General features: G+C 41.6%; 25 protein-coding genes. 22 read left to right on the top strand and 3 right to left on the bottom strand.

Annotation, left to right across the window (positions count from 1 at the left end; genetic code table 11):
* Nucleotides 1-9 precede the first annotated feature (9 nt).
* The 7 genes from M9194_RS20555 (at nt 10) to sctQ (ending at nt 6878) form a co-directional block, all read left to right on the top strand.
* The gene (locus tag M9194_RS20555) at nt 10-1089 is read left to right on the top strand and encodes a TyeA family type III secretion system gatekeeper subunit (protein WP_250614579.1); all 1080 of its coding nucleotides are present in this window, start codon (nt 10-12) and stop codon (nt 1087-1089) included.
* Between the two features lie 142 nt (nt 1090-1231).
* A complete protein-coding gene (locus M9194_RS20550; RefSeq protein WP_250614578.1) occupies nt 1232-1600 on the top strand; it encodes a type III secretion system chaperone family protein in 369 nt (122 codons plus the stop codon).
* A complete protein-coding gene (locus M9194_RS20545) occupies nt 1600-3651 on the top strand; it encodes an EscV/YscV/HrcV family type III secretion system export apparatus protein (RefSeq protein WP_250614577.1) in 2052 nt (683 codons plus the stop codon). Before M9194_RS20550 ends, M9194_RS20545 begins: the two co-directional genes overlap by 1 nt.
* Nucleotides 3644-4972, top strand: coding sequence for a type III secretion system ATPase SctN (gene sctN / locus M9194_RS20540; protein ID WP_431769436.1), 1329 nt, complete (start codon nt 3644-3646; stop codon nt 4970-4972). Before M9194_RS20545 ends, sctN begins: the two co-directional genes overlap by 8 nt.
* Nucleotides 4966-5355 carry a hypothetical protein gene (locus M9194_RS20535; RefSeq protein ID WP_250614576.1) on the top strand — a complete coding sequence of 130 codons (390 nt, stop codon included), beginning with the start codon at nt 4966-4968 and terminating at the stop codon, nt 5353-5355. Before sctN ends, M9194_RS20535 begins: the two co-directional genes overlap by 7 nt.
* On the top strand, nt 5336-5845 hold the full coding sequence (locus tag M9194_RS20530; protein ID WP_250614575.1) for a hypothetical protein: 510 nt from the start codon (nt 5336-5338) through the stop codon (nt 5843-5845). Before M9194_RS20535 ends, M9194_RS20530 begins: the two co-directional genes overlap by 20 nt.
* Entirely contained in the window at nt 5835-6878 is a 1044-nt protein-coding gene (gene sctQ / locus M9194_RS20525) for a type III secretion system cytoplasmic ring protein SctQ (RefSeq protein WP_250614574.1), read from the top strand. Before M9194_RS20530 ends, sctQ begins: the two co-directional genes overlap by 11 nt.
* Before the next feature lie 380 nt (nt 6879-7258).
* Here the strand turns inward: sctQ and M9194_RS20520 are convergent, their stop codons facing one another.
* Together M9194_RS20520 and M9194_RS20515 are read right to left on the bottom strand one after the other, a co-directional pair.
* A complete protein-coding gene (locus M9194_RS20520) occupies nt 7259-7675 on the bottom strand; it encodes a type III secretion system chaperone (protein WP_250614573.1) in 417 nt (138 codons plus the stop codon).
* A 122-nt stretch (nt 7676-7797) separates the two neighbouring features.
* Complete coding sequence (locus M9194_RS20515) at nt 7798-8265, bottom strand: CesT family type III secretion system chaperone (protein WP_250614572.1); 468 nt, start codon at nt 8263-8265, stop codon at nt 7798-7800.
* 361 nt (nt 8266-8626) lie between these two features.
* Here M9194_RS20515 and sctR point away from each other — a divergent pair, with 361 nt between their 5' ends.
* The 4 genes from sctR to M9194_RS20495 are packed head-to-tail and all read left to right on the top strand — an operon-like array spanning nt 8627 to nt 11376.
* On the top strand, nt 8627-9277 hold the full coding sequence (sctR, locus tag M9194_RS20510) for a type III secretion system export apparatus subunit SctR (RefSeq protein ID WP_250614571.1): 651 nt from the start codon (nt 8627-8629) through the stop codon (nt 9275-9277).
* Nucleotides 9274-9546 (top strand): type III secretion system export apparatus subunit SctS, encoded by a 273-nt coding sequence (sctS, locus tag M9194_RS20505; protein WP_250614570.1) that lies wholly within the window; start codon nt 9274-9276, stop codon nt 9544-9546. The genes sctR and sctS overlap by 4 nt, the downstream gene beginning before the upstream one ends.
* Nucleotides 9543-10334, top strand: coding sequence for a type III secretion system export apparatus subunit SctT (gene sctT, locus M9194_RS20500; RefSeq protein ID WP_250614569.1), 792 nt, complete (start codon nt 9543-9545; stop codon nt 10332-10334). The genes sctS and sctT overlap by 4 nt, the downstream gene beginning before the upstream one ends.
* Nucleotides 10327-11376 (top strand): EscU/YscU/HrcU family type III secretion system export apparatus switch protein, encoded by a 1050-nt coding sequence (locus M9194_RS20495; RefSeq protein WP_250614568.1) that lies wholly within the window; start codon nt 10327-10329, stop codon nt 11374-11376. Before sctT ends, M9194_RS20495 begins: the two co-directional genes overlap by 8 nt.
* Nucleotides 11377-11389: 13 nt before the next feature.
* Here M9194_RS20495 and M9194_RS20490 read toward each other — a convergent pair whose 3' ends face one another.
* Nucleotides 11390-11890, bottom strand: coding sequence for a GNAT family N-acetyltransferase (locus tag M9194_RS20490; protein ID WP_250614567.1), 501 nt, complete (start codon nt 11888-11890; stop codon nt 11390-11392).
* A gap of 174 nt (nt 11891-12064) precedes the next feature.
* Between M9194_RS20490 and M9194_RS20485 the strand changes: the two genes are divergently transcribed.
* The 11 genes from M9194_RS20485 (at nt 12065) to M9194_RS20435 (ending at nt 21459) form a co-directional block, all read left to right on the top strand.
* Nucleotides 12065-14182, top strand: a complete 2118-nt coding sequence (locus M9194_RS20485; protein ID WP_250614566.1) for a hypothetical protein — start codon at nt 12065-12067, stop codon at nt 14180-14182.
* A 61-nt stretch (nt 14183-14243) separates the two neighbouring features.
* Nucleotides 14244-14684, top strand: a complete 441-nt coding sequence (locus M9194_RS20480) for a hypothetical protein (protein ID WP_250614565.1) — start codon at nt 14244-14246, stop codon at nt 14682-14684.
* A gap of 25 nt (nt 14685-14709) precedes the next feature.
* Nucleotides 14710-15096 carry a type III secretion system chaperone family protein gene (locus M9194_RS20475; RefSeq protein WP_250614564.1) on the top strand — a complete coding sequence of 129 codons (387 nt, stop codon included), beginning with the start codon at nt 14710-14712 and terminating at the stop codon, nt 15094-15096.
* Nucleotides 15097-15282: 186 nt separating this feature from the next.
* Nucleotides 15283-15624: a hypothetical protein gene (locus M9194_RS20470; RefSeq protein ID WP_250614563.1), complete on the top strand. Its 342-nt coding sequence runs from the start codon at nt 15283-15285 to the stop codon at nt 15622-15624.
* Nucleotides 15625-15667: 43 nt separating this feature from the next.
* Entirely contained in the window at nt 15668-16243 is a 576-nt protein-coding gene (locus M9194_RS20465) for a hypothetical protein (RefSeq protein ID WP_250614562.1), read from the top strand.
* 8 nt (nt 16244-16251) lie between these two features.
* Complete coding sequence (locus M9194_RS20460) at nt 16252-16710, top strand: SycD/LcrH family type III secretion system chaperone (RefSeq protein WP_250614561.1); 459 nt, start codon at nt 16252-16254, stop codon at nt 16708-16710.
* 1 nt (nt 16711) lies between these two features.
* Complete coding sequence (gene sctE / locus M9194_RS20455; RefSeq protein WP_250614560.1) at nt 16712-18262, top strand: type III secretion system translocon subunit SseC family protein; 1551 nt, start codon at nt 16712-16714, stop codon at nt 18260-18262.
* A gap of 18 nt (nt 18263-18280) precedes the next feature.
* A complete protein-coding gene (locus tag M9194_RS20450) occupies nt 18281-18946 on the top strand; it encodes a hypothetical protein (RefSeq protein ID WP_250614559.1) in 666 nt (221 codons plus the stop codon).
* A gap of 56 nt (nt 18947-19002) precedes the next feature.
* Nucleotides 19003-19452 carry a hypothetical protein gene (locus tag M9194_RS20445; protein WP_250614558.1) on the top strand — a complete coding sequence of 150 codons (450 nt, stop codon included), beginning with the start codon at nt 19003-19005 and terminating at the stop codon, nt 19450-19452.
* A gap of 79 nt (nt 19453-19531) precedes the next feature.
* The gene (locus M9194_RS20440) at nt 19532-19948 is read left to right on the top strand and encodes a hypothetical protein (RefSeq protein WP_250614557.1); all 417 of its coding nucleotides are present in this window, start codon (nt 19532-19534) and stop codon (nt 19946-19948) included.
* Nucleotides 19949-19950: 2 nt separating this feature from the next.
* On the top strand, nt 19951-21459 hold the full coding sequence (locus M9194_RS20435; RefSeq protein WP_250614556.1) for a hypothetical protein: 1509 nt from the start codon (nt 19951-19953) through the stop codon (nt 21457-21459).
* Nucleotides 21460-21494: the final 35 nt, after the last annotated feature.

Genomic DNA, 21494 nt, shown 5'->3' with positions numbered 1-21494 from the left:
AGGCAATATATGGATAACGCGATAAAAACAACGGGTTTTTCCAACCCTCAACTCTTTACTGACACCAACGACTCTTCTGCGGCCACAGGCGTAAAACAGCATTTTCCTGGCAGTTCAATTCAAGAATCTGTGCAAGCGACTCTGGTAGACATTAAGCAAGGCGCGATAGAAGAAGCCATGGAGGAGGCAAGTCTAGCGTTAGGTGGAAAGCTTAAAGATCTTAAACTGGGCAAAGATAAATCACGCTCTGAGTTAGATAGAAGTAAAGAGCTGTTAGATAAGTTAATAAAACAAATCAATGGCGTTGATCCTGCTCAGCTCGCGCAGCTGGCTGCTAAATATCCTGGTGCAGCGGAGGCAGCTGATCCGCTGGCGTTCTTGCGCCAAGCAGGGGCTTCAAATTCCGAAATCGCGCTCATACTCAGTTTTATGTTGAGCCAGGAAGGTTTGAGCCCCAAACAAAAAAAGCGCTTAGAAAAAGCGCTACAAGATTTGCTAGAGCAAGCCGATGGGCTTGGTATCGAGCTGTTTACCTACCTTGAGTTTGGTCCAGCGATGCCGCAAGTGGCAGCTCAACTAAAGAAAATTTATCAACAAGCGTGTGATGACGGGCTCGAGCTCGCCGAGCTATTCATGAAGCTCAAAGACTTGCCTGATAGACGGAAAAAGTTAAAAGCCCTTATTCGTGGCTTGGCATTTGACCTGTGTTCTCAAGGTGAAGTGGCACAGGGAAGTAAACTGGCTTCCATCGTAAAAGACATGCGAAAGCTGCTGCTATTTTTTGGCTTAGATGATCAGTGCGAACACATCGCCAAGCAGATGAATAAACTTGGCGGACACATTACCGGGATCGCTGTTGTCGAAGAGTTGGTGATGATGACCGATCAAGCATGGGTGTACGCAGACTGGATCGATTCAAGAGTTCAGCAACTCGGATTTACAGATATATCTCATAAGCTGAATTATTTACGAAATGTCAAAGACATGATCAAGTATATGCCTGAGCCTTGTTTTAACGAGGATGACCAACGCCAGCAAATTTTGGACTCTTGCTCTGAAGTCTTGTCGATGTACGCAGACATGGAATAATCCGTTGTTATCTTAGCTATTTTTTAATCTTAAACCTTAAAGGGACATGCTTATAAGGACAAGTCTAAGGTCTTCACCTGATGGCTTCCTTTGTTAACAAGAGCGAAGATACACTCAAAGTAGAACCAAAATTGTGGACAGTATGGATCTTAAGACTCAGCGCAATTTGGATAGATTTATGGAGCTATTAGGAATACACGGCGTCGTCACCGATGAATACCTAGAGCTCAGCAAGGAAAACGAACGTCTCTTTTTTGAGCAAAAAGAAAATCATGTGTTGTTTTCCGTTGCGTCACCTATTGAGTCTAATCTCATTCAACAAGCTCAAATGTGGGTCATGCCACGCTTAAATTTAGAGCGTACTCATGGGTTGCCCGTACGTTGTTTCTGTTTACGTGAGTTACTGGTGTGTTCGGTATCGATACCTCAAGAGAAGTTTAGTGGCGACACGCTTTATCCTCTTTATCAATACCTTCATCGGTTGCTCAAACAAAGTATAAGGAATAATTGATGAAACGGTTAAGTCAATTTTTGTCAGCCGCGGCTGGCCGTCAAGACATTATTCTTATCGTTATGTTGATGGTTGCCATCTTCATGATGATATTACCTTTGCCGACAGAGCTGGTTGACTTACTTATTGCCGTAAATCTGACCTTCTCTATTATTTTGCTCATGATCGCTGTGTATATACGTGAGCCTCTAGAGTTTTCTGTTTTCCCCTCGGTATTGTTGATTACGACGCTGTTTAGGCTGTCGTTAACTATTTCAACCAGTCGATTAATCTTGCTTCAACACGATGCTGGAGAAATTGTTTACACCTTCGGTAATTTTGTTGTTGGCGGCAATATGGTCGTTGGTATGATTATCTTCGCCATTATCACAATCGTTCAATTTATTGTTATTACCAAGGGCTCAGAAAGGGTTGCTGAAGTGGGAGCTCGCTTCTCGTTAGACGGTATGCCAGGTAAACAAATGAGTATCGATGGCGACATGCGCGCGGGAATTATTGATGCAGCCGAAGCAAAACGACAAAGAACGCTAGTCCAAAAAGAGAGCCAGCTCTACGGGGCAATGGACGGCGCGATGAAGTTTGTTAAAGGTGATGCCATTGCTGGCATGATAGTGATACTGGTAAATATTCTAGGCGGTATCACCGTTGGTGTAATGCAGCACGGAATGAGTGCTTCTGAAGCGGCATCGACTTACTCTATTTTGTCGGTAGGTGATGGATTGATTGCACAGATTCCCGCACTGCTGATTTCAATTACGGCGGGTATCATTGTTACGCGCGTACCTGGAGAAGAAAAGCAAAACCTAGCAAAAGATCTAACCAGCCAGATTGGACACCAACCGCAGGCGTTGTTGATTGCGGTAGGCGTATTGATGATATTTGCTGTGATTCCAGGTTTTCCGTTTTTAGTGTTTTTAGCACTCGCTGGTTTATTGCTTGGCGCTGCCTTATTTCTGATGAAGCGCAATAAAACGCAGGCCGCTGGAGGTCAATCGGGCTCGGCTGCGGGTGAAGAGTCAGGTAAGGGGGCCATTACACCAGGAGCGGTGCCGTTAATGTTGAAAATGTCAGCCCAGCTTGCCAAAGAAGGTGATCTGTTAACCGCCGTCGATGAGTTGCGCTGGCAGAAATTTGAACGTCTTGGTGTGCCACTGCCAGAAATTATTTTGCAGCAAGACGCCAACCTATCTGGCAGATCCATGTCTGTTTTCTTATATCAAGAGCCAGTTTTGACGGTTCAAATGCCAGATAATCAAGCACTGGTTGAAGGCAGTGCCGAGTCTTTTGTTAATGCTGTAGAGCAGCCACTCCCTTTTGGTGGTCCCCGTTTGTGTTGGGTCGATATCGCTCAAGGTGAATCCATATCGGCTTTGGGGACCACTATTTTTAAAGGAACAGAGCAAACCATTACGCTTCTATCCCGAGTATTGGATAGATTTGCTGGTGAGTTTATCGGCGTTCAAGAATGTCGTTTCTTAATGGATGGTATGGAAGGAAAATATTCCGAGCTAGTGAAAGAGCTGCAAAGGCAGCTACCGATTGGCAAGATTGCCGAAATACTTCAACGTCTTGTTGCTGAGGGTATCTCGATTCGAGATCTACGAAGTATCTTTGAAGCGTTATTAGAATGGTCGCAAAAAGAGAAAGACGTTGTGTTGTTAACCGAGTACGTCAGAGTCGGGTTACGGCGTCACATTGTTGGGCGACATCAGAAAAATGCCGCTTGGATATATTGCCACCTTATTGGCGATGGTATCGAAAACATGATTCGTGAATCGATTAGACAAACCTCGGCTGGTGGCTATTCTGCATTATCACCACAGCAAAATGAGTTGATCTTAGAACAAATTAAGCAGCACACGCTCAACAGTGAAGTCGAAACCGTACTGCTCACCGCAATTGATGTGCGTCGTTACTTAAGAAAAATCATAGAAAAAGATTTATACACTTTGCCTGTCCTTTCATTTCAAGAGCTTGGAGAAGAAGTGGAACTTAAGGTTCAGGGCAGTATTGACTTGATTGGTGAGGAGCTTTCTGATGCGGTTGCCTGATATAAGTCGTATAGCCGAACAGCTTGAGCAAAATCTGAGTGTTACGTCCCATGTGGGATCGGGCATGAAAATTGCGGGTCGAGTGACCTCAGTTGGGCAAACCCTTATCGGTGCTCATTTGCCACAAGTTGGGCTCGGTGAGTTATGCCAAGTCGGGGAAGGCTTACCTGCGGAGGTGGTGGCGCTAGATGGTGAAACCGCCTTGTTGTCACCATTTTCAGAGCCGATTGGCGTACGCTGCGGCGAAGCTGTCTGGCCGCAAGGTGAAGGACATCAAATTGCGCTTGGCGACTATTTGGTTGGTTCCGTTGTGGATGGGCTCGGCGCTTTAATTGAAGGTGGGGAGATCCCTGTAGAGATCAAAGAACATCGCTCAATCATTGCTGATGCTCCAGCACCCCTTGATCGAGGATTGATTGAAGAGATATTGCCATTAGGTATTCGCTCTATCGACGGTCTACTGACATGCGGAAAAGGACAAAGAATAGGCATATTTGCAGCCGCAGGTGGAGGTAAAAGTACGCTGCTTAGCATGATGACCGCAGGCTGTGAAGCGGATGTTGTTGTGTTGGCGCTTGTCGGAGAGCGTGGCCGAGAAGTACGTGAATTCTTAGATCAAGTCTTGGGAGAAGAAGCGCGTAGAAAATCAGTGGTCGTGGTATCCACCTCGGATAGGCCAGCATTAGAGCGGCAGAAGGCGGCGTTCACCGCAACGACTATCGCTGAATATTTTCGTGATCAAGGCAAAAATGTCCTATTAATGGTGGACTCATTGACACGTTTTGCTCGTGCTTCGCGTGAAATCGGTTTGGCGGCTGGTGAGCCTCCAGCAGCAGGTGGTTACCCACCGAGCATGTTTGCTCAATTGCCCCGACTTTTAGAACGGGCTGGTCCAGCTGCCGTTGGCAGCATTACGGGTATTTATACCGTATTAGTAGAAGGCGATAACATGAACGAGCCTGTCGCCGATGAGGTTCGCTCTATTCTTGATGGCCATATCGTATTGTCTCGTCGATTGGCCGAAGAAAATCACTATCCAGCGATTGATGTGTTAGCCAGTGTCAGTCGTGTTATGAATCAAATCAGCGATCCAATACATCTAAAACATTCAGGAAAGCTGCGTCGCTTATTAGCTAGCTATCGGGAGATAGAACTTTTAGTTCGAGTAGGAGAGTACCAAAGGGGTCAAGATCCTCATGCGGATGAGGCGCTAGATCGGCATGAAGGTATTAAACGGTTTTTGTGCCAGCAAACTGATGAACTATTCAATTTTGAACAAATTCAAGCTGAGTTAGCTGGCTCTGTGGAGGGAACATGTTAGTTAGGTTGCTACAAGTCAAAAAACATAAAGAGCGAGGCTTAAGGGGGAAAATTGCTCAAATTGATTATCGGCACAAAGAGTTAAAAGCTTTGCAAGCAGAATTGAAAACCAATCGGTTACATTTGTGGGAAGACTGGCGCAAGAGATGCAACCAAACTGGCGTGCTCGATCATAGTAAACTCATGACATTTAAGTCCGTGATGGCTGACCTCTACCGGCGAGATCTGCAAATGGGTGAGGAAAACAGCCAGCTGCAAGAACGGCAAAAAAAATTGATGGCTGAGCGCTTGGAACTGTCCTCTGCGTTACAAAAAAATCGGAAAGAACAAGAGAAGTTGAAATATCTAATAGAGGATGAAATGAGTGCAAATCAACACAAATAATCATTCATTTTCTCAAGATACTAAGACTAGCGAGGGTCAAACAAGCTCCGATTCTGATCGTCAAAGAGCATTTTCTAAGATGCTTCATAAAAAGTCTAAGCGGACAGACTCTGAACCTATACCAATGGCAGCCATGTTTATGCAAGACCTCGCAAAACAAGTGAATTCAGAGCAAAGCGAAGAAAAGTCGTTAACCGGATCAGGCAGCATCAGCGCGTTACGCAATGCTGGGAGCGTTTACCAGTCGAAAGATATTTATATACAGCGGGCGGATCTAAATACTCTCAACGTTCGATTGCTAAGTGGTCCACTAAGTGGGTTGGAAATACAGGCGAGTTTGCACGCGGGTAAGATAAATATGTTGTTAAAGTCAGCCCAAGAAAAGCACAGGAAATACTTGCTTGGGCAACTGGATAAGCTTGAAAACAAGCTTAACTGTATCAGTCACTATCAAGTAACCATTGAGTTGGGGAAAGCCGATGGACAATAGCCAAACTACTGATAGGCCAGATCTAGTGGCGATTCAGTTACCAGAATATTCCAGCGAATTGATCGCCACTCATCAAATCGTAGGCCAAGGTTTACACTCATTATCCGAATCAGGTTGTGAGCTCGAGCTATCAATGACAACAGTAGATGAGCAGACTTCGCATTGGCTGTGTATAGAATTCACCTTAATGGGCGAGCAATGTTCATTCTATTTTTCTGAAGATCACTGGCTTGACTATATTCATATCACTTTGCCTATCGATAAATTTTCCAACATACCGCCTGAATTGCACCCTGTTTTGTCGAGTGCGAGCTTATCGGGCCTATGTGATTGGGCGAATGAAAATGGATTGGAGGCTGGAAATATTGGTCCAATTGTCCTTTGTGAAAAAGAAAACTGGGGTCATAGTGACATTCAGTTAGCTTTTACTTCACCGTCTTGCTCAGACAAAAAACTCAGCGGTTATCTTTGTGGGCTATCAAATGAAAACTTGAGAGCCCTTTCCGAACACATGACACCTCAGCAAACTTCGACACAAATTTTGAAAGTGCCAATTTCCTGTGCTGTTGGGTTAAGTGTTCTAACGTTTGACCAGCTAAAAAGCCTTCAGGTCGGGGGTTGCGTTTTATTGAGGTGGTGTTGCAACTTTGATGAAGGGGAAGTATTGCTGGTGCAAAATCGGCCTATTTCAGTGATTCGATATCAAGAGAGCGGGAGTTTTATTGTGGACAAGATGATGAGTGAATTCGATGAGCTTTTGGATTTATCTGAAGAAGAGAGCTTCTCCGGATTGAATTTTGAACAACAGAGCATAAATCTAGATAGCTTGATGGTTAACGTGGTGTTGGAAGTCGGCCATGTAGAGTTGGCTGTGAATGAACTCGCCAATTTGGCGACAGGGTCAATACTAGAGACAGAGCTAAAGGCGCTGCCACAAGTACGACTAAAAGCAAATGGCAAAATAATAGGCCTAGGAAGTTTATTGCAAGTGGGTGATCGGCTAGGGGTGAGGGTTGATGAGTTATGTCGATAAACTAGTGCATAAAAGCTTAATGTACAAAAGTCTGGCAACATTGGTCGACATGTCGATTATGGAAGGATGTTGTTTGATTCTTCTATACTTTCGGCTTTTATCTTTCTATACAAAGCATGCATTATATGTGCGCGATTTGTGACTGTATTTTTCGAGCAATTTGTATCAGATTCTCTAGGTAGTTTTTGAATAGAAGTCACGGTTCGGCCAGCAAAAGGGGATGAGGCCGACACCGGGTGACCTTTGTGGTTAGAAGAATCTGTAGAGTTCAATATTAAACGATTTGTTTTTTGAACGGCTTTCAACAAATTATTCATATTTTCCTCGTCTCATAAGTGTTTGATTAGAGGTTCGCTCCTCTATATCGATGTCGTTTTAACTTATAGTGATGTTTTATTGTTGAACTCGACGATTTTTCTTCTCCAGATATCCGACACATCCAAAAAAGAGCCGATCATGGGGGTGAGTTGCTCAAGTTTGGTGTCGTTGGAATCGACTTGTGAGACCAGAATGACGGCTTTTGACTTGCTATCGATGCTAAGAGTATGACCTCCAGTCCCTTTCCAGAACAAGTTTGCGTCTAGCAACATTTCATAAAAGTCGCTTTGCCCAAACGGGGGTACATCACCTAAGTGGGAGTAGCACAATAGTCGATTTTGAGCAGCATCGAACTCAAAGTGCAAGATAATATCGTCAAAACTCAAACAACAACATGCGTCTTCATCTAATTTTAGATTGTCAATTCCAAGTTCATTGCCTAAATCTATCATCAGTAATTCAATATTTTGTTTACTCATGTTCACCTGATTTAATTTATGGGTGTGTAGATATGTAAAAGTCAGGCGAGGATTATACGAAAGATAAGTGGTACGGCTTTTAAATTTACTGACCAGTTTATATTTATAGAGAGAAAGTAATTCTAATGTTGCATGGAATATTTTTTAGTATTCTTATTATTATAAAAGTTTTCCTCAATATCGTTTAACCTATCACGTAATGAGTAAGAGGTTCTGATCATATCATTCATCACATAGTGGAATTTACTTTCGTCCAAAGCTTCAATTCGGCTCGCGAAACTCAACACTATGTACTGGGAGCGCGCATCCAAAGCTATGTGGCACCCCCCTGATAGCAGGCCAAACAAGTTTAGCTCTAGCGCCTGTGATAACACGGTTTGCAGCAAGTTGTGCTCTGACGGCAGCTTCAGTAGCGGGAAATAAATAAATACAGATGGGACTTCAGTTTCTGCAGGTACATCGACGATACAGCACATATTATCTTTACAAGGAATCACACAATGGCCATCTTCTTCTAATGTCATGGGAACACCAAAGTGGTGTCCTACAGAGTCTAACCAATTTGATATAACGAGTTGAAATGCTTTCATAGTTGATTTATTTCTTTATAAAAAATGTTCATTAACTTATAGCTAAAGGCTATCAATGAATGTTTAGTGCTTCTATTATAAATGGCATGAGGTTTATATATTTCATTAGGCAGTTTACAAAAAATTTATACTTAAATATTATGATATTTTTGTAGATAAAAAATAATGAGTTTATCTATATTAATAGAGTGATATATAGATGGGTGAGTTTATTATCGATAAAGTTGTACGCAACGGCCCTTGTGACTTGTTCCAAAGCTTCTCCCAAACGGTTGCTGGCCATATAAGGTGTTTAACGTATAGGCTTCGAGAGGGTATAGATGCAAACTCGGTGTGAGTATACACTGAGTTGGAACGTTTTATGTCGTTACTGGATCACCCATTACAGCTGATCATTGTGCTGTTTGCGCTATCTGTATTGCCGCTGTTTGCTGTTATGGCTACGTCTTTTCTTAAGCTGTCTGTCGTGTTTTCCTTATTGCGTAACGCGTTAGGTATCCAGCAAATTCCCCCGAACATGGCGATTTACGGTTTAGCGCTGATTCTCACCATGTTTGTGATGGCGCCCGTTGGTTTACAAATAGAAGACAATCTTAAGCAACATCCAGTCGACCTCACCTCGGATCAATTTTTTCAGCAAGTCGATACCGGAGCGCTTGACCCTTATCGAGTGTTCTTAACCAAGCACACCGATCCTAGACAAGTACGCTTTTTTAGCGAGATAGGGCATAAGATGTGGCCGGAGCATTACCAAAAAGAGCTCAATGAAGATTCATTGCTGGTGATGATTCCTGCATTTACCGTCAGCCAATTGGTCGAAGCGTTTAAGATTGGCCTGCTGCTATTTTTGCCGTTTGTCGCCATCGACCTGATTGTATCTAACGTATTACTTGCAATGGGGATGATGATGGTGTCTCCAATGACCATTTCATTGCCATTTAAACTTCTAATATTCGTCCTTATGGGTGGCTGGGAGAAGCTACTCACTCAACTAATGTTGTCTTACTCATGAGCGAAGCGATAATTATCAACCTTACCTCTGAGTTGCTCTGGCTAATTCTACTTTTGTCTTTGCCTGTGGTGGTGGTGGCGTCTGTTGTGGGTGTTCTGATTAGTTTGATTCAGGCGCTCACCCAGGTTCAAGACCAAACGATTCAGTTCCTAATTAAGTTGGTTGCGGTGAGCATTACTCTAGTGATCAGTTATCACTGGATGGGAGGTACGTTGTTGAATTACGCCAACATGGCCTTCGACCAAATCAGCCATATGGGGACGCGATGAGTGAGTTAATGGTATGGGTGTCCACGCTAGCGATTTGTACCTTGCGACCATTAGGAGTTATGCTACTGCTTCCTTTGTTCTCGCAAAAATCCTTAGGTGGCATATTAATTCGCAATGCGCTGGTGATCATGATTGCGATGCCAGTGCTGCCCGTATACAAAGAACTCCCCATACTTGCCAACCCACAAATGATGCCTTTTGTAGAGCTGATGCTGCGAGAGCTTTTTATTGGTTTATGCATCGGCTTTTCTGCGGCTATCCCTTTTTGGGCCATCGACATTGCGGGATTTGTGATCGATACGATGCGAGGTGCGTCTATGTCAACGGTGTATAACCCGTTGCTTGGAACGCAAGCATCTGTATTCGGCATACTGTTTAGCCAGGTGTTAACGGTGTTATTCCTAGTAACCGGTGGGTTTAACAAATTATTGAATGGTATATATGCCTCTTACAACAGCTTACCCATGGGGCAGGATATTGTGTTCAGTAAGGGCTTTTTGGTTTTCTTAAGTCATGAATGGCACCTAATGTTTGATCTTGCTATTAGTTTTGCATTACCCGCTATGGTGATTATGTTGATGGTCGACTTGGCGCTAGGGTTGATCAACCGCTCTGCCCAGCAACTCAATGTTTTCTTTTTGTCTATGCCAATAAAATCTGCCATGGCAATTCTGCTAATTTTGTTAAGTTTGAATTTTTCTTTTGGTCATTATTTACAGCGCATGAATTTGTTTGAGCATCAGGTTCAGAATTTGATTGTGCAAATGCGGGGTGGTGACGATGGCTGAGAAAACAGAAAAACCCACCCAGAAAAAAATTAAAGACGCTCGCAAAAAAGGACAAGTAGCGAAAAGTACCGAAGTCACTACCGGCGTACAGCTAGCAGCAATTTTGCTTTTCTTCTATTTCCAAGGCACGGCATTGATGGTGGGGATGCAGGACATTATCACAGTGACACTCAACTCACTTAACCTGCCGATAGACCGAGCGTTTGGCAATATTCTTGGAGCATTTGTTGGTTTCTCGCTACATTTTATGGTGGCGTTGGGTTTAATGTTGATATTTGTCACTTTGCTAACCATCATTGCGCAGATTGGTCCTTTATTTGCTCCGGAATCGATACAACCTAAGGGTGAGAAAATAAACCCGATCAGCAATTTTAAAAACATCTTTTCGATGAAAAGTCTGTTCGAGTTGCTCAAGTCTTGTTTGAAAGTGTGTCTGTTATCCATCATCTTTGCCTATATCCTCAATAAGTACAGTAGTTCACTGCAATTCTTACCGTTGTGCGGCTTAAGTTGCGGGTTGTCTGTCACCGCCACTTTATGCAGTTGGTTATGGGGATGCCTTATTGCGTTTTATGTTGTATTTGGCGCGCTCGATTTTGCATTTCAAAAACACACAATGATGAAGCAACTAAAAATGTCCAAAGAAGATATTAAACAAGAACATAAAGATTCAGAAGGCAACCCGGAAATTAAGCAAAAACGAAAAGAAACACACAAAGAAATTCAAAGTGGTAGTTTGGCTGAGAATGTTAAAAAGTCATCTGTTATGGTTCGAAATCCAACTCACTTAGCTGTTTGTCTTTATTACCAAGAAGGTGAAACGCCGCTTCCAAAGGTCCTTGAAAAAGGTAAAGGGGAGATGGCACTGCATATGGTGAAATTAGCCGAAAAATATGACGTGCCTGTAGTAGAAAACGTCCCCTTGGCTAGGGCGCTGATGTCCGGTGTTGAAGCCAATCATTATATACCGGAGCACCTGTTTGAACCTGTGGCGGAATTGCTTCGAGCCGTGAGTGGCTTGGATTACGATAATGATGAATAATCAATTGGTATAGTTATAGAAATTTAGCCATAAGAAGTGCATCTACATAACTACCATCTTTAAGCTTTTTAGCGTTTTGTCGTTTCCCTTCTTGGAAGAAACCAAACTTTTTATAGCAGTGAATAGCGCCGTGATTATTGGCAAGTACTTCCAGCTCTATTTTCTCGATGCCGCGAGACTTTGCTCTAATTAATACTTCTTGCATTAATTTAGTAGCAATACCGTTTCCACGAAACTCTTTTACTACAAATATTGCTAATACGCCAATATGGGGAGCACCTTCATGTTCTCGTTGGTAAATATCACAAGAGCCAGCGAGTTGGCAATCATTACTCATGATGACGTGTATCATATTTTTTTCGATATTTCTTTCGCACCAACTTCGTACCATTTCTAATGAGGGTGGAGTGGTATTGATATAGTAAATATCTTCATTGACTATATTTTTAAAGGCAGTGAAGAAATTATCTATGTCATCTGGTGAAAAATTTCTAATAGAGTTTTCTGAAATCATATTATTTTCTCGATAAAGTTTATCAATATATATCACGCTTTTCATAGGATTTAAATTTGTTAATGCTCATTAAATAAAATATATGATAGTGAATGTTGTTATTTGAAAGATTTTTTTTTGTACAAAGTTACTATAAATAGGACATATATAAAGTGGGCTATATAGGAGTACCTAATGGAAAGTGTTTCTCAATATGTTGCACCAAGCCACGGTCAGCATAAAAGACATATTAGAAAAAGTGGCTTAGAGCAACTAAATTCTTTAACTACAGGCAACGGTAAATTTCAACAGCTAGCAGTATCCCATAAGTCTAGAGGTACCTACCAAAAGGAAACTGCGATTGTCGATCCTAAAAAATATTTTCATGTAGACCCAAAGGATCACTTAAGTTGGACGAATAAATTTAGAACTGAGTCGAATGAAAAATATAGGCTTGGAACGACTCATAGCGAGTTATGTAGCAGTATTAAAGGAAAATGTGCTCATCCAGAACAACAAGATATGGATGTTGAGGGTATAAAGCATAGAGGCATAAACCGCTGCCGCGATGCCGTAAAGTCAATGGTAGAAAATCAAGATCATCAAATGCGACCCAAGAAAGGGTCTCATATGAGAGAGATGTTACTTACGGAGACCTTAGCACGACAACTTAACGAAATTGATAATATTTCTGATCGAGAGCGAGCAGGCGAAGAAATTAAGAAAACGCTTGATTGGATAGACTCCATGTTAGTATCGGAAGAGCTAAACGGTATAAATGTTGGAGGCCAGTTAAAAGACGAGCATAAACAACATAAAGAGAACCTCAAAACACAAACTAAGAATCTAGCCCATACAGCGCCGTTGATAAAAATCGATTCTCAATCACCAGTAAAAAGCAAGCCTCAAGGCACAGGCTTCCCAACTCTGAACGAAACACTTGTGAAAGTCAGAGAAGAGCTAATCCAAACTGAACTAGAGATGGCCATTGACTCTTGTGCAACAGAAGCCAATTTAAAATGGGCTGGTATCCACGGTGGTATTATGGAAATGGATTCACAAATAAATCAACTGAATTCAGGCACTTTAAAAGGGCTAACAATTGTACCAGAGTCTAACCTAGCGAAAACTAAAGACGCGGTCGGTCATAAGTGCGAACAGTATAAGGAAAACTTTAATGAGGGTATAGAACCTATTACTAAAGCGATGACAGACCAAGCAAATTGGACTAAAGGAGTTAAAGGGGCAGTAGAGGAACTCAAAACACTGAGTTCAGGCTTAGCCTCAAACTGTGGTAGTACCAGTGGTAGGGCTGAATGGACCCAAGCACTAAAAGAGTGGCATACAAAGCATAAAGACTTGTTGCTACCCAATAGCTCAGGCAAGTTGAGCAAAGCTCAAGAGCAACTGGGCACCCTAGTATCCGGTCTAGAAGATATCGTTGAGGAAGAAGCCACTAAAAAAAGTAGCATGGGCCTCAACCCTCGTATTGATAAATGGGCGGATAAAGCACTAGAAGCATTAGAATTAAGCAGTGATATATTGCTTAGTGCTGAAACATCTGAGCACGAGCCACTCAAAGTCGATTCAAAGTTGGAGGAGACTCAAAGTAGACTTACACAAATTTCTCAAAAAACAGTTGAAGGCAATGGCAGTACCTTTGGAAGTAAAGAGAAATTTCTCCCTAAACATAAGTCAGAATATAACGAAAAACTAGAGCTGCTAAATGCAAACGTTCAAGAAAAATTGAATGTGCGAGTCCTAAAACTAAATCAGAAAATTGAAGGCCAAGCTAAAACAACACTAGCAACAATGGTTAACATCGGGCTGCGTGGTCATAATGACTATATTAGCCACTTAAAGAAACATATTGATGATGATGGTTGTAAACACTTGGCGGAGGGCGGCTATGAAAAGCTGTCTAGTTCCGTGGAGACAGCGAAAAAACTTGCGCAACAAACGGCATCGTATCACCCTGATACCGATGTGGGTGAAGAACTGTCGGAAACTATCACCAAAATGGACACTCAAGTAGTAGAAACACTAAAACAGCAGAAAGAATTTGTAGGAAAAAGTTTATTCTCTACCCACAGAGAGAAATTAATGAGTTCTTTTTCACCTCATATGCAGAAATACGCTTATTTTGATCATCCTCCTTATGACACGATAAAGACTAATATGCAGAAAGTAGTAAAAGATCCTAACTTTCAGAAAAAAGTCGCTGAGGATATGGAGGTCCATGGCCAAGATATAAGTCAATTAGTTGGCAGCGGGAGTCAATCTGAACTAATTCAAGAACAAGAAGGCGTCTAGAGATGGTTTACCAACCCTCAAGGCTTTGAGGGTTGGTTTGAGATTAATTTGAGGTGACAGGATGGATGTAAAACATATTAAAGATTATTTAGAATCAGAGTTTAGTGTTGGATTTGACGAAGAGCTATCAAATACAACCAATATATCTGGAAGTTTAGTGGTACTAAACATTCGTGAAAGCGGGTTGTTGAGGGTAGATGTACCACTTTTTTCGGGAGTAATTACCAAAAGTAATAATAATCTTTCTAAACGTATTGCAAAAGTTAACGGATTAAATTTCATTCAAGATTTAGGCTGTTTTTATTCCTTAACGGATTTAAATACTCTATGTATATCTGAGGTGATCAACCTTAACTCAATGGAAAGTAAAGAGCTTATTAAAGATAGGATTTGCAACATCGCTTTACGAAAGGAGAAGTTCATGAGTTTGCTCGTTGATATTAAATCTGGAGATAAAGCCCCTATCAAGGAAAATATTAACCGCCAGTTTAATTTTGCTTAATTTTTAATTACTACAGGGGAATGTTATGGAATTGGAAGAGTTAGTTGATAGTATTAGCGAACTGACAGGAATAGAAGCATCAAGCTTCCCTCTTGCTATAGACTATGTATACAAGGGTTCAGCTAGCCACAACACTTATCAAATACACTTGTTTAAAGAAGAAGATAAACTGTACTTTGAATGTGATATCCCAGTTTTAGATAGTGATAATGTTGGAGAAGCGATATTAAAGTCAAACTGTAATTGGCTTGATGAGTCGATGGCTTATCTTTATTTATCTGATGAAGATAAGCCAGTGTTACACTCTTATATGGAGCTGTCGAAATCTACGCCTATGAGTTTTGGTAAAAGGTTTGTTTCTTTTGTTGAAGCTTGCGAGACGATGAACCAGCGGCTTACTACATATTTGTAATACATAAGTTAATATAATTAAATAAAACGCCACCTAATAGGTGGCGTTTCTGGTTTTATTTTACCGATAGCGTTCATAATTAATTGTCTTTGGCCAGTATTTGTTCAGTGTTGAGTATATTTGAAAGCTAATTTTCTTTTATATCGATAATCTAACTTCGTAGCTTAGTAAACCCGGAGGTGATTAATGAGCTCATCAATTTCAGTCGATCAATCAATGGCTGACTTAACCCGTCAGCATAATGAATTGGAAAAACTCATTAAGGAATTTCAGTCACTGCGCGGCGAAGTTCAAGCTTTGCAATCAAAAGCACAGCATAACCCAGCTTCAGCGGAAAAACTCGCACAAGTCCAAAAGGTATTGGAAAACGATGTCGGCCCAAAAGGGGAACTTATCAAAAATGCCTTTTCTGATCTGAAGAAACAATCACTAAAGGTACAACAAAATTTCAAACTGCCTGAGCCAGAGGCGGCGACCTCTTCACAAGGCAATCAAGCCAAGAAGCCCAAAGTGCGCCAGTTCATATGAACTTTCACATTAAGTAACAAGCAATAAATAGTGAGTAAATACTATGGATAATGTTCAAAATAATTTGGTTCAACAAACTTATGCGTCTCAAGGTGATGGTGTAAGTACACTTGATATGAGCTCTATGTCTATCGACAACATTCTTCAATATGTGGTTCTGACATTGATGCAAACTCGAGATAATGCGGCGAACTCTATCCAAGGCTTAATGGCCTCGGTACAAGCAAATAACAAAACCGCGAGCGATATACAGAATAAAGCGTCAGAAGTGCAAGGCATGATTCCCGCCAAAGATGATGGAAAAGTTGATGCAGGAAGTGGTAGTGAGCTGTACAAATTATGCCAAACACTTTCAAACGAAGGCGTTAAATTGAATGGGCAAGATGCTATGGATTGGCTTAATAGCAAAGTTAAGGACGGTAAGGTGTCAAAATCTGCCATCGTCGAACTAAATGGCTATCTCAACCAAGCCGCTTCAGATGCAAACCAGGTGGGACAGAACCAACAAACCATGTTGTCTCAGAACGTGCAGAACTTGGGAAATATCCAGAAAAACATCTCTGCGGTACTAAGTAAACTCATCGATATTCTAAAAGATATCATCGGTATTATCCGTTAAGGCTAGCTATGGACCTGAATGACCAAAAAATGCTGGCTGACTATCTCAAGCGCGGAGGATCGATGAAGATCCTCTGCGAGATGGATGAGTCTGCGTTAGAAACTGTATACAACTATGCCTTTCAACTGTTTGAAAATGGGCAACTAAATGAAGCCCATAGGCTGTTTTATTTTCTTGCAAATATGGATCAGTGGAACTTTGACTATCTCTTGGCATTAGGAATATGTTGCCAAAAAATGGGAGAGCATGAACAGGCAATATACTGTTTCAGTCGTTCTGGTCAAAGAGAGCTCTCGGATCCGAGATCCTCATATTATGCCGGTCTCAGTTACCAGTGCTTAGGTAACAAACAATATGCAAGGAAGGCTTTTAATGCAGCAGTGCAGTGGTGTAGTGACAAGCCGGAATACCAAGACCTAAAACTTAAAATCTCAGCTGCATTAGCTCGAACTATGTTGGAGATCTAACATGACGCAAAACTTTATTAGAAACGATGTCTATCGGGCAACCCCGCAAGACCCAAATATTCGCTTTGATTCCGACTATGACGATAGCAACCAAGTCGGTGAACTTAGCTTAAAATCAAGCCAATGGACGAGCGGACGTGCTTCAGTATTAGATTCAGACTCACTAGGAATACGACTGCCAGAGCCTAAAAATCGAAGGCTAACCAGTCAGAAACAAGCGGACGAAGCATTAAATGCGTTGTTGAAGCAACTTGATGTTTCATCTGACAAGTCGCCAAATGGATCTTCTTCTAATCAATTGTCTGGTCTGTCTGTGGACTCGCTGGCTTTGTATATCTCTCTCTTAGTGACGGATGGGCTAAATTCGCGCGCTAAAGATCTTATTAAGTCAATGGATGCGCTGCATGATACGCAAAAAGCGGAGAGTGCAGCAAAACTTAAAGACCAAATTGACGCGATTAACAAAAATATCGAGCAGTCTCATAAGGCGCAGAAACACAATATTTTCACCGCGGTTATCGACTGGGTTGTTTCAGCGGTTGAAGTTGTAGTCGGTGCGTTAAAAATTGCAGCTGGTGTGGCTACAGGCAACCCGCTCGCTATTGCTAGCGGTATCGCAGAAGTGTCAGCCGGGGTTATGGGGTTAGTTAAAGCATCGATCGAAACAGCAGCCCTGTGCGAATCAGATCCAGAAAAAGCAAAAAAACTGCGAGATGTGGCTGAAAAAATAGGTTACGCGCAGATGGCACTAGAAGGTGTAGCGGCGGTATTAGATATTACACAGACTGCGAAAGGTATGATTGCTGCCTCAAAAGCAGCGAAAGCAGCAGAGGGCGCAGCGACAGCAACGGAGATGGGGGCAAAGGTAGCAACAACAGTAGCACTAGAGGCTTCTGGTAAGATTACTAAAGCTGAAGCTCAAACTATGTTGAAAGAGATCACCAAAGAATTGACTCGTGAATTGATAGAAAATGCCACCAAAGAAGTAACTAAGGGTATTACTGGAGTTGCTAAAGATGTGGTTAAGGAAGCTGCAACAAAAGCAAGCATAAAGATTTTGGAAGAAGCCGCAGAAAAAGCAATCAAAGAAGCTGCTGAGATCGCCGCTCAAAAATTAGCGAAAGAGGGGTTTGATATTGCTACTAAAGAAGGTCTTGAAGCGGCTGCGAAAGCGATTGCCGATGATCTTGTTAAAACCATCGGTTCAACAGTTAAGAAGGAAGTAGCTCATGAAATTAATCGAGTCACTAGAGCTATCTTAAATCAAGTAGTAAATGGGACAACTGCTATAACGACAGGCGTCCAATCTTTCACTGACTTTGCTTTAGAAAGGAAAATGGCAGACCTACGCAAAGAAGTGGCAGACTTGCTCGCGGATCAACAAATGGCAAATCAATTTCTCGATGTACTTAACCAGTTAATGGATAAACAGAGAACTCGAGTTAAAGAAACTTTGAAAATGATATCAGATGGGCAAAGTACGACCCAAAGTAATATTGAAAACTTATCCAATGCTACCGGAATGATGGCTGGAATGATGGGCAAAGTGTAACAAATAAGGAACCGTATAATGCAAAATACAATTCAACAAAATGGTAATGTGAATCTATCATCTGTGAGCTCAAGTAGTGCTTCTACGGAGCTGAAAACAGGTGACAGTCATCAAAAAGATATAGACAACTTGATTAACGATTTGACTTCATTAGCAGCTCTCGTTAACAAGGCGTTGCAAATGATTCGCGAATCTATCCAAGAGTGGCGTGATGCCTTGAGTAATTCACAAGCTAAAGGCATGATGTTGATGTTGAACCAAGCTGTTGAGAATAATGCTACTCAAAAACAAGCAAACCAAAAAGAATGCGATGCAGCATACAAAGCCTCTTGGGGTGATTTTGCTAAGGGTTGCGCATCAATTCTCGGGGGAGGGCTGACTTTGGGGGGGGCGGCTTTCGGTAGTACAGCGACACAAACGAAGCTTGGTGGAGTTTCTACTGCGCTTGACGGCGGTGCTAGCATTGCTAAGGGGTTCTTGACTCAAGAGGCAGCGGATATTACTAGAGAGGCGAAGGACAAAACGGCCGACGTACAACTTCAAAATAAAGTTCTTGAAACGTGGGAAAAACAGCTTAGTCAGGGTGGTCAACGCCTTAACGAAATGCAAAGTCAACTTAGCTCGATCAACGAACAATTGCGTCAATCGACAGGCCAACTGAATTATAGTTTAGCGCAGCAATAAGTTTACGTAAATATAACTAAAAGTGGGGACGGCCTCCCCACTATTTAGGAGGTCATATGATAACTTGTAATGATCCTGTGAGCCGCTTTCTAAAGCAAAGTGGTTTCCACCCAAAACCGCACCGTTACTTCGGAAGTGACTTTGTTAGCGGCATGCAAGTTCAGTTGAACGATTTAGATTTAATTTACAGTGTCGAAGACGACACCTTAGTCATCAGTCAGATTACGGCTATAGGTCAATCAGAAGGGCTTGCTGGTGCCGTACAAAACTTTTTTAAACTGGTACACACGCTAGAAAAAATGGACACTGGGTTATCCCAAGTCAAAGGCATGGTGCTGGACTATCTTGGAGATGCCGAAGACAATAAAAAGTTAAAGCGACTTCAACAGGCGTATATTAGTCAAGGGGCGCATTATCAACAAGACGAAGACAAAACTTGGATAATATATCCTATCGGAATGAACAAAAGAACCCCATCCAGTAACACCAATATTCAAAATACATAAATTAAGAAGTAAATTTATTAGAGAATAATATTTCCGCTCCTAGAATGAGTTTTATAGATAAAACATTTAAAGGAGCACTATGAATAATAATGAAACATTCCATCGACTAGTCGAGCAACTGTTTAATATTCAGGGCTTAGACTACACACCATCCGATGTTTATCATCTAAAACTAGATGCGCCACAAGTCGACTCCATGCTAGTGGCTTTTTTAGCAATTGACGATCAATATGCAGCGTTAGTGTCTGAAATCAAAACATCATTTGTTACCAACAAAATATCAGAATGGCTTTTAAGAAGAAATAGCTTTAAAAAGCAAATGGCTGCCAGCTATTGCATGATTGAAGATGAGCAACATTCCCCGAGAGTCATGGCACAGATTCGGTTCAACTATCAAAAACTAGAGCTCCCAGAAGCTTTGAGTTTATATGAAGCATTTACTCAAGAAATCAGTAGGTGTAGCCAGGAGCTACAAAATATCGAACAAGAGGATTAATTATGGAAAACTTAAGAAAACCGCTACTAATGCCTAAGGTCAAACAAGAGGTTCATGTTGAGTATGAGCAGCGAGACTATGGTAGTGATAAGAAATTAGTCATGAATTATATTGCCGAAATTAATGGAGATTTAAAGGAAGGTGATAGGATTAAAGTAGTCATGTCACTACCAGGATTACTACAAGGTGATCCAGGATTAAAGAGCACTAAAGATATCATTCATGACTATGCCAGTGCGATTCAAAAGTTCAAAACAAAAGGTCCGGATATTGACGGAAAAAAGGAAAAGCTCCAGCAGAAAGTCCAAAAACACGTTGAGGATGCAATCACTACCGCTAATGACGGTCTAGGCGGGATAAAAGAAGCTCGGATTAAAGATGCGTCGATTTCTAAAGAATTTGCTAGTGATACCTATGATGAGCGACTTCCTTATCGTGTGGGAGAAACAACGGTAAAGGAAAAGACAGAAGTATTTACTCGTGGTGTAACCAGTAAAGATGCAAAGAAACTTCGTGGAACGGATGTACATGGCCACTTTCTAGGTAACCCTATGCTTCGTAAAGTACAAGCGGAAGGTGGACAAGAAGTCATGTTTGCGAGAATGGGAGCGCTATCTAAAGGTCAAGGTGACTTATTTGGTAGAGGGGTAAATAAAATTCAAAGTGATCGTCATGTCGGCCATCTTGACTTAAGGTTGGTTGATCCTAAAAAAGAGCGCACTTTATATGAAACACATAAAATTGAAATTGGTGAAGCAAACAAAGTGTCTGAGACTGAAATTAAAACTTGTACGCTTCCAGTCAATTCAAACGATATGAGCAAGACTGAAATGTTGGGTCGTGGTCTTAAAGTAGCATTTAACAAACACCCGGTGTTAATGTCTACTGTCGGAATCATTGGAGGGCTAATCGCGGCCGCACTCTCTCCTATTACAATACCTGCCACCGCTCTATTCCTCAATAGCAAACAAAATAAATTTAAAGACGAATGGAATGAAGCTCAGAAAGATATCAAGGATACCCTTGAACAGCTGAACAACAAAGTAGGGAAGAATGAAAAAGCACAAGAACTATATAAAAGAACGATGGAATTATATGAGAAAATATATAATGGTAAAGATGGCAAAGCAACAAAAGCGGCCAATGGTTTTGATGGCTTAATGCTTGGTGTATTAATGATGAAGTTAGCAAATGAAGTGGGTATGACGACCAGCGAAGGTTGTAAAAGTAATAAAGATAGAGGCACCATGCTTGACTTTATGATCCAAGCTCAGGAAGCCAAATGGGCGGCTAACCCTAAATTAGGTATGACGAAGGAGAGTTTACTTAACTTGTCCAATGAGAACGATAGGCAGATCTTACGTGAAGTAGTAAGTCAGTCCGATACACGTAATACAGGTGAACGCAATACCGGATTAAAGGGAAATATGTATTTCTGCCGAGATATTGGTAATGTGCTAGGCGATCAATATAACTCATTTGTTGGTGATTCGTTAAAGGGAAGCGCATAGTAATAATTTCGAAAGTACGGCTGGTAATATTTACC

The organism is Vibrio sinus (assembly GCF_023634645.1).
GTDB classification, from domain to species: domain Bacteria; phylum Pseudomonadota; class Gammaproteobacteria; order Enterobacterales; family Vibrionaceae; genus Vibrio; species Vibrio sinus.
This window is presented reverse-complemented; position numbering and strand designations above follow the sequence as displayed.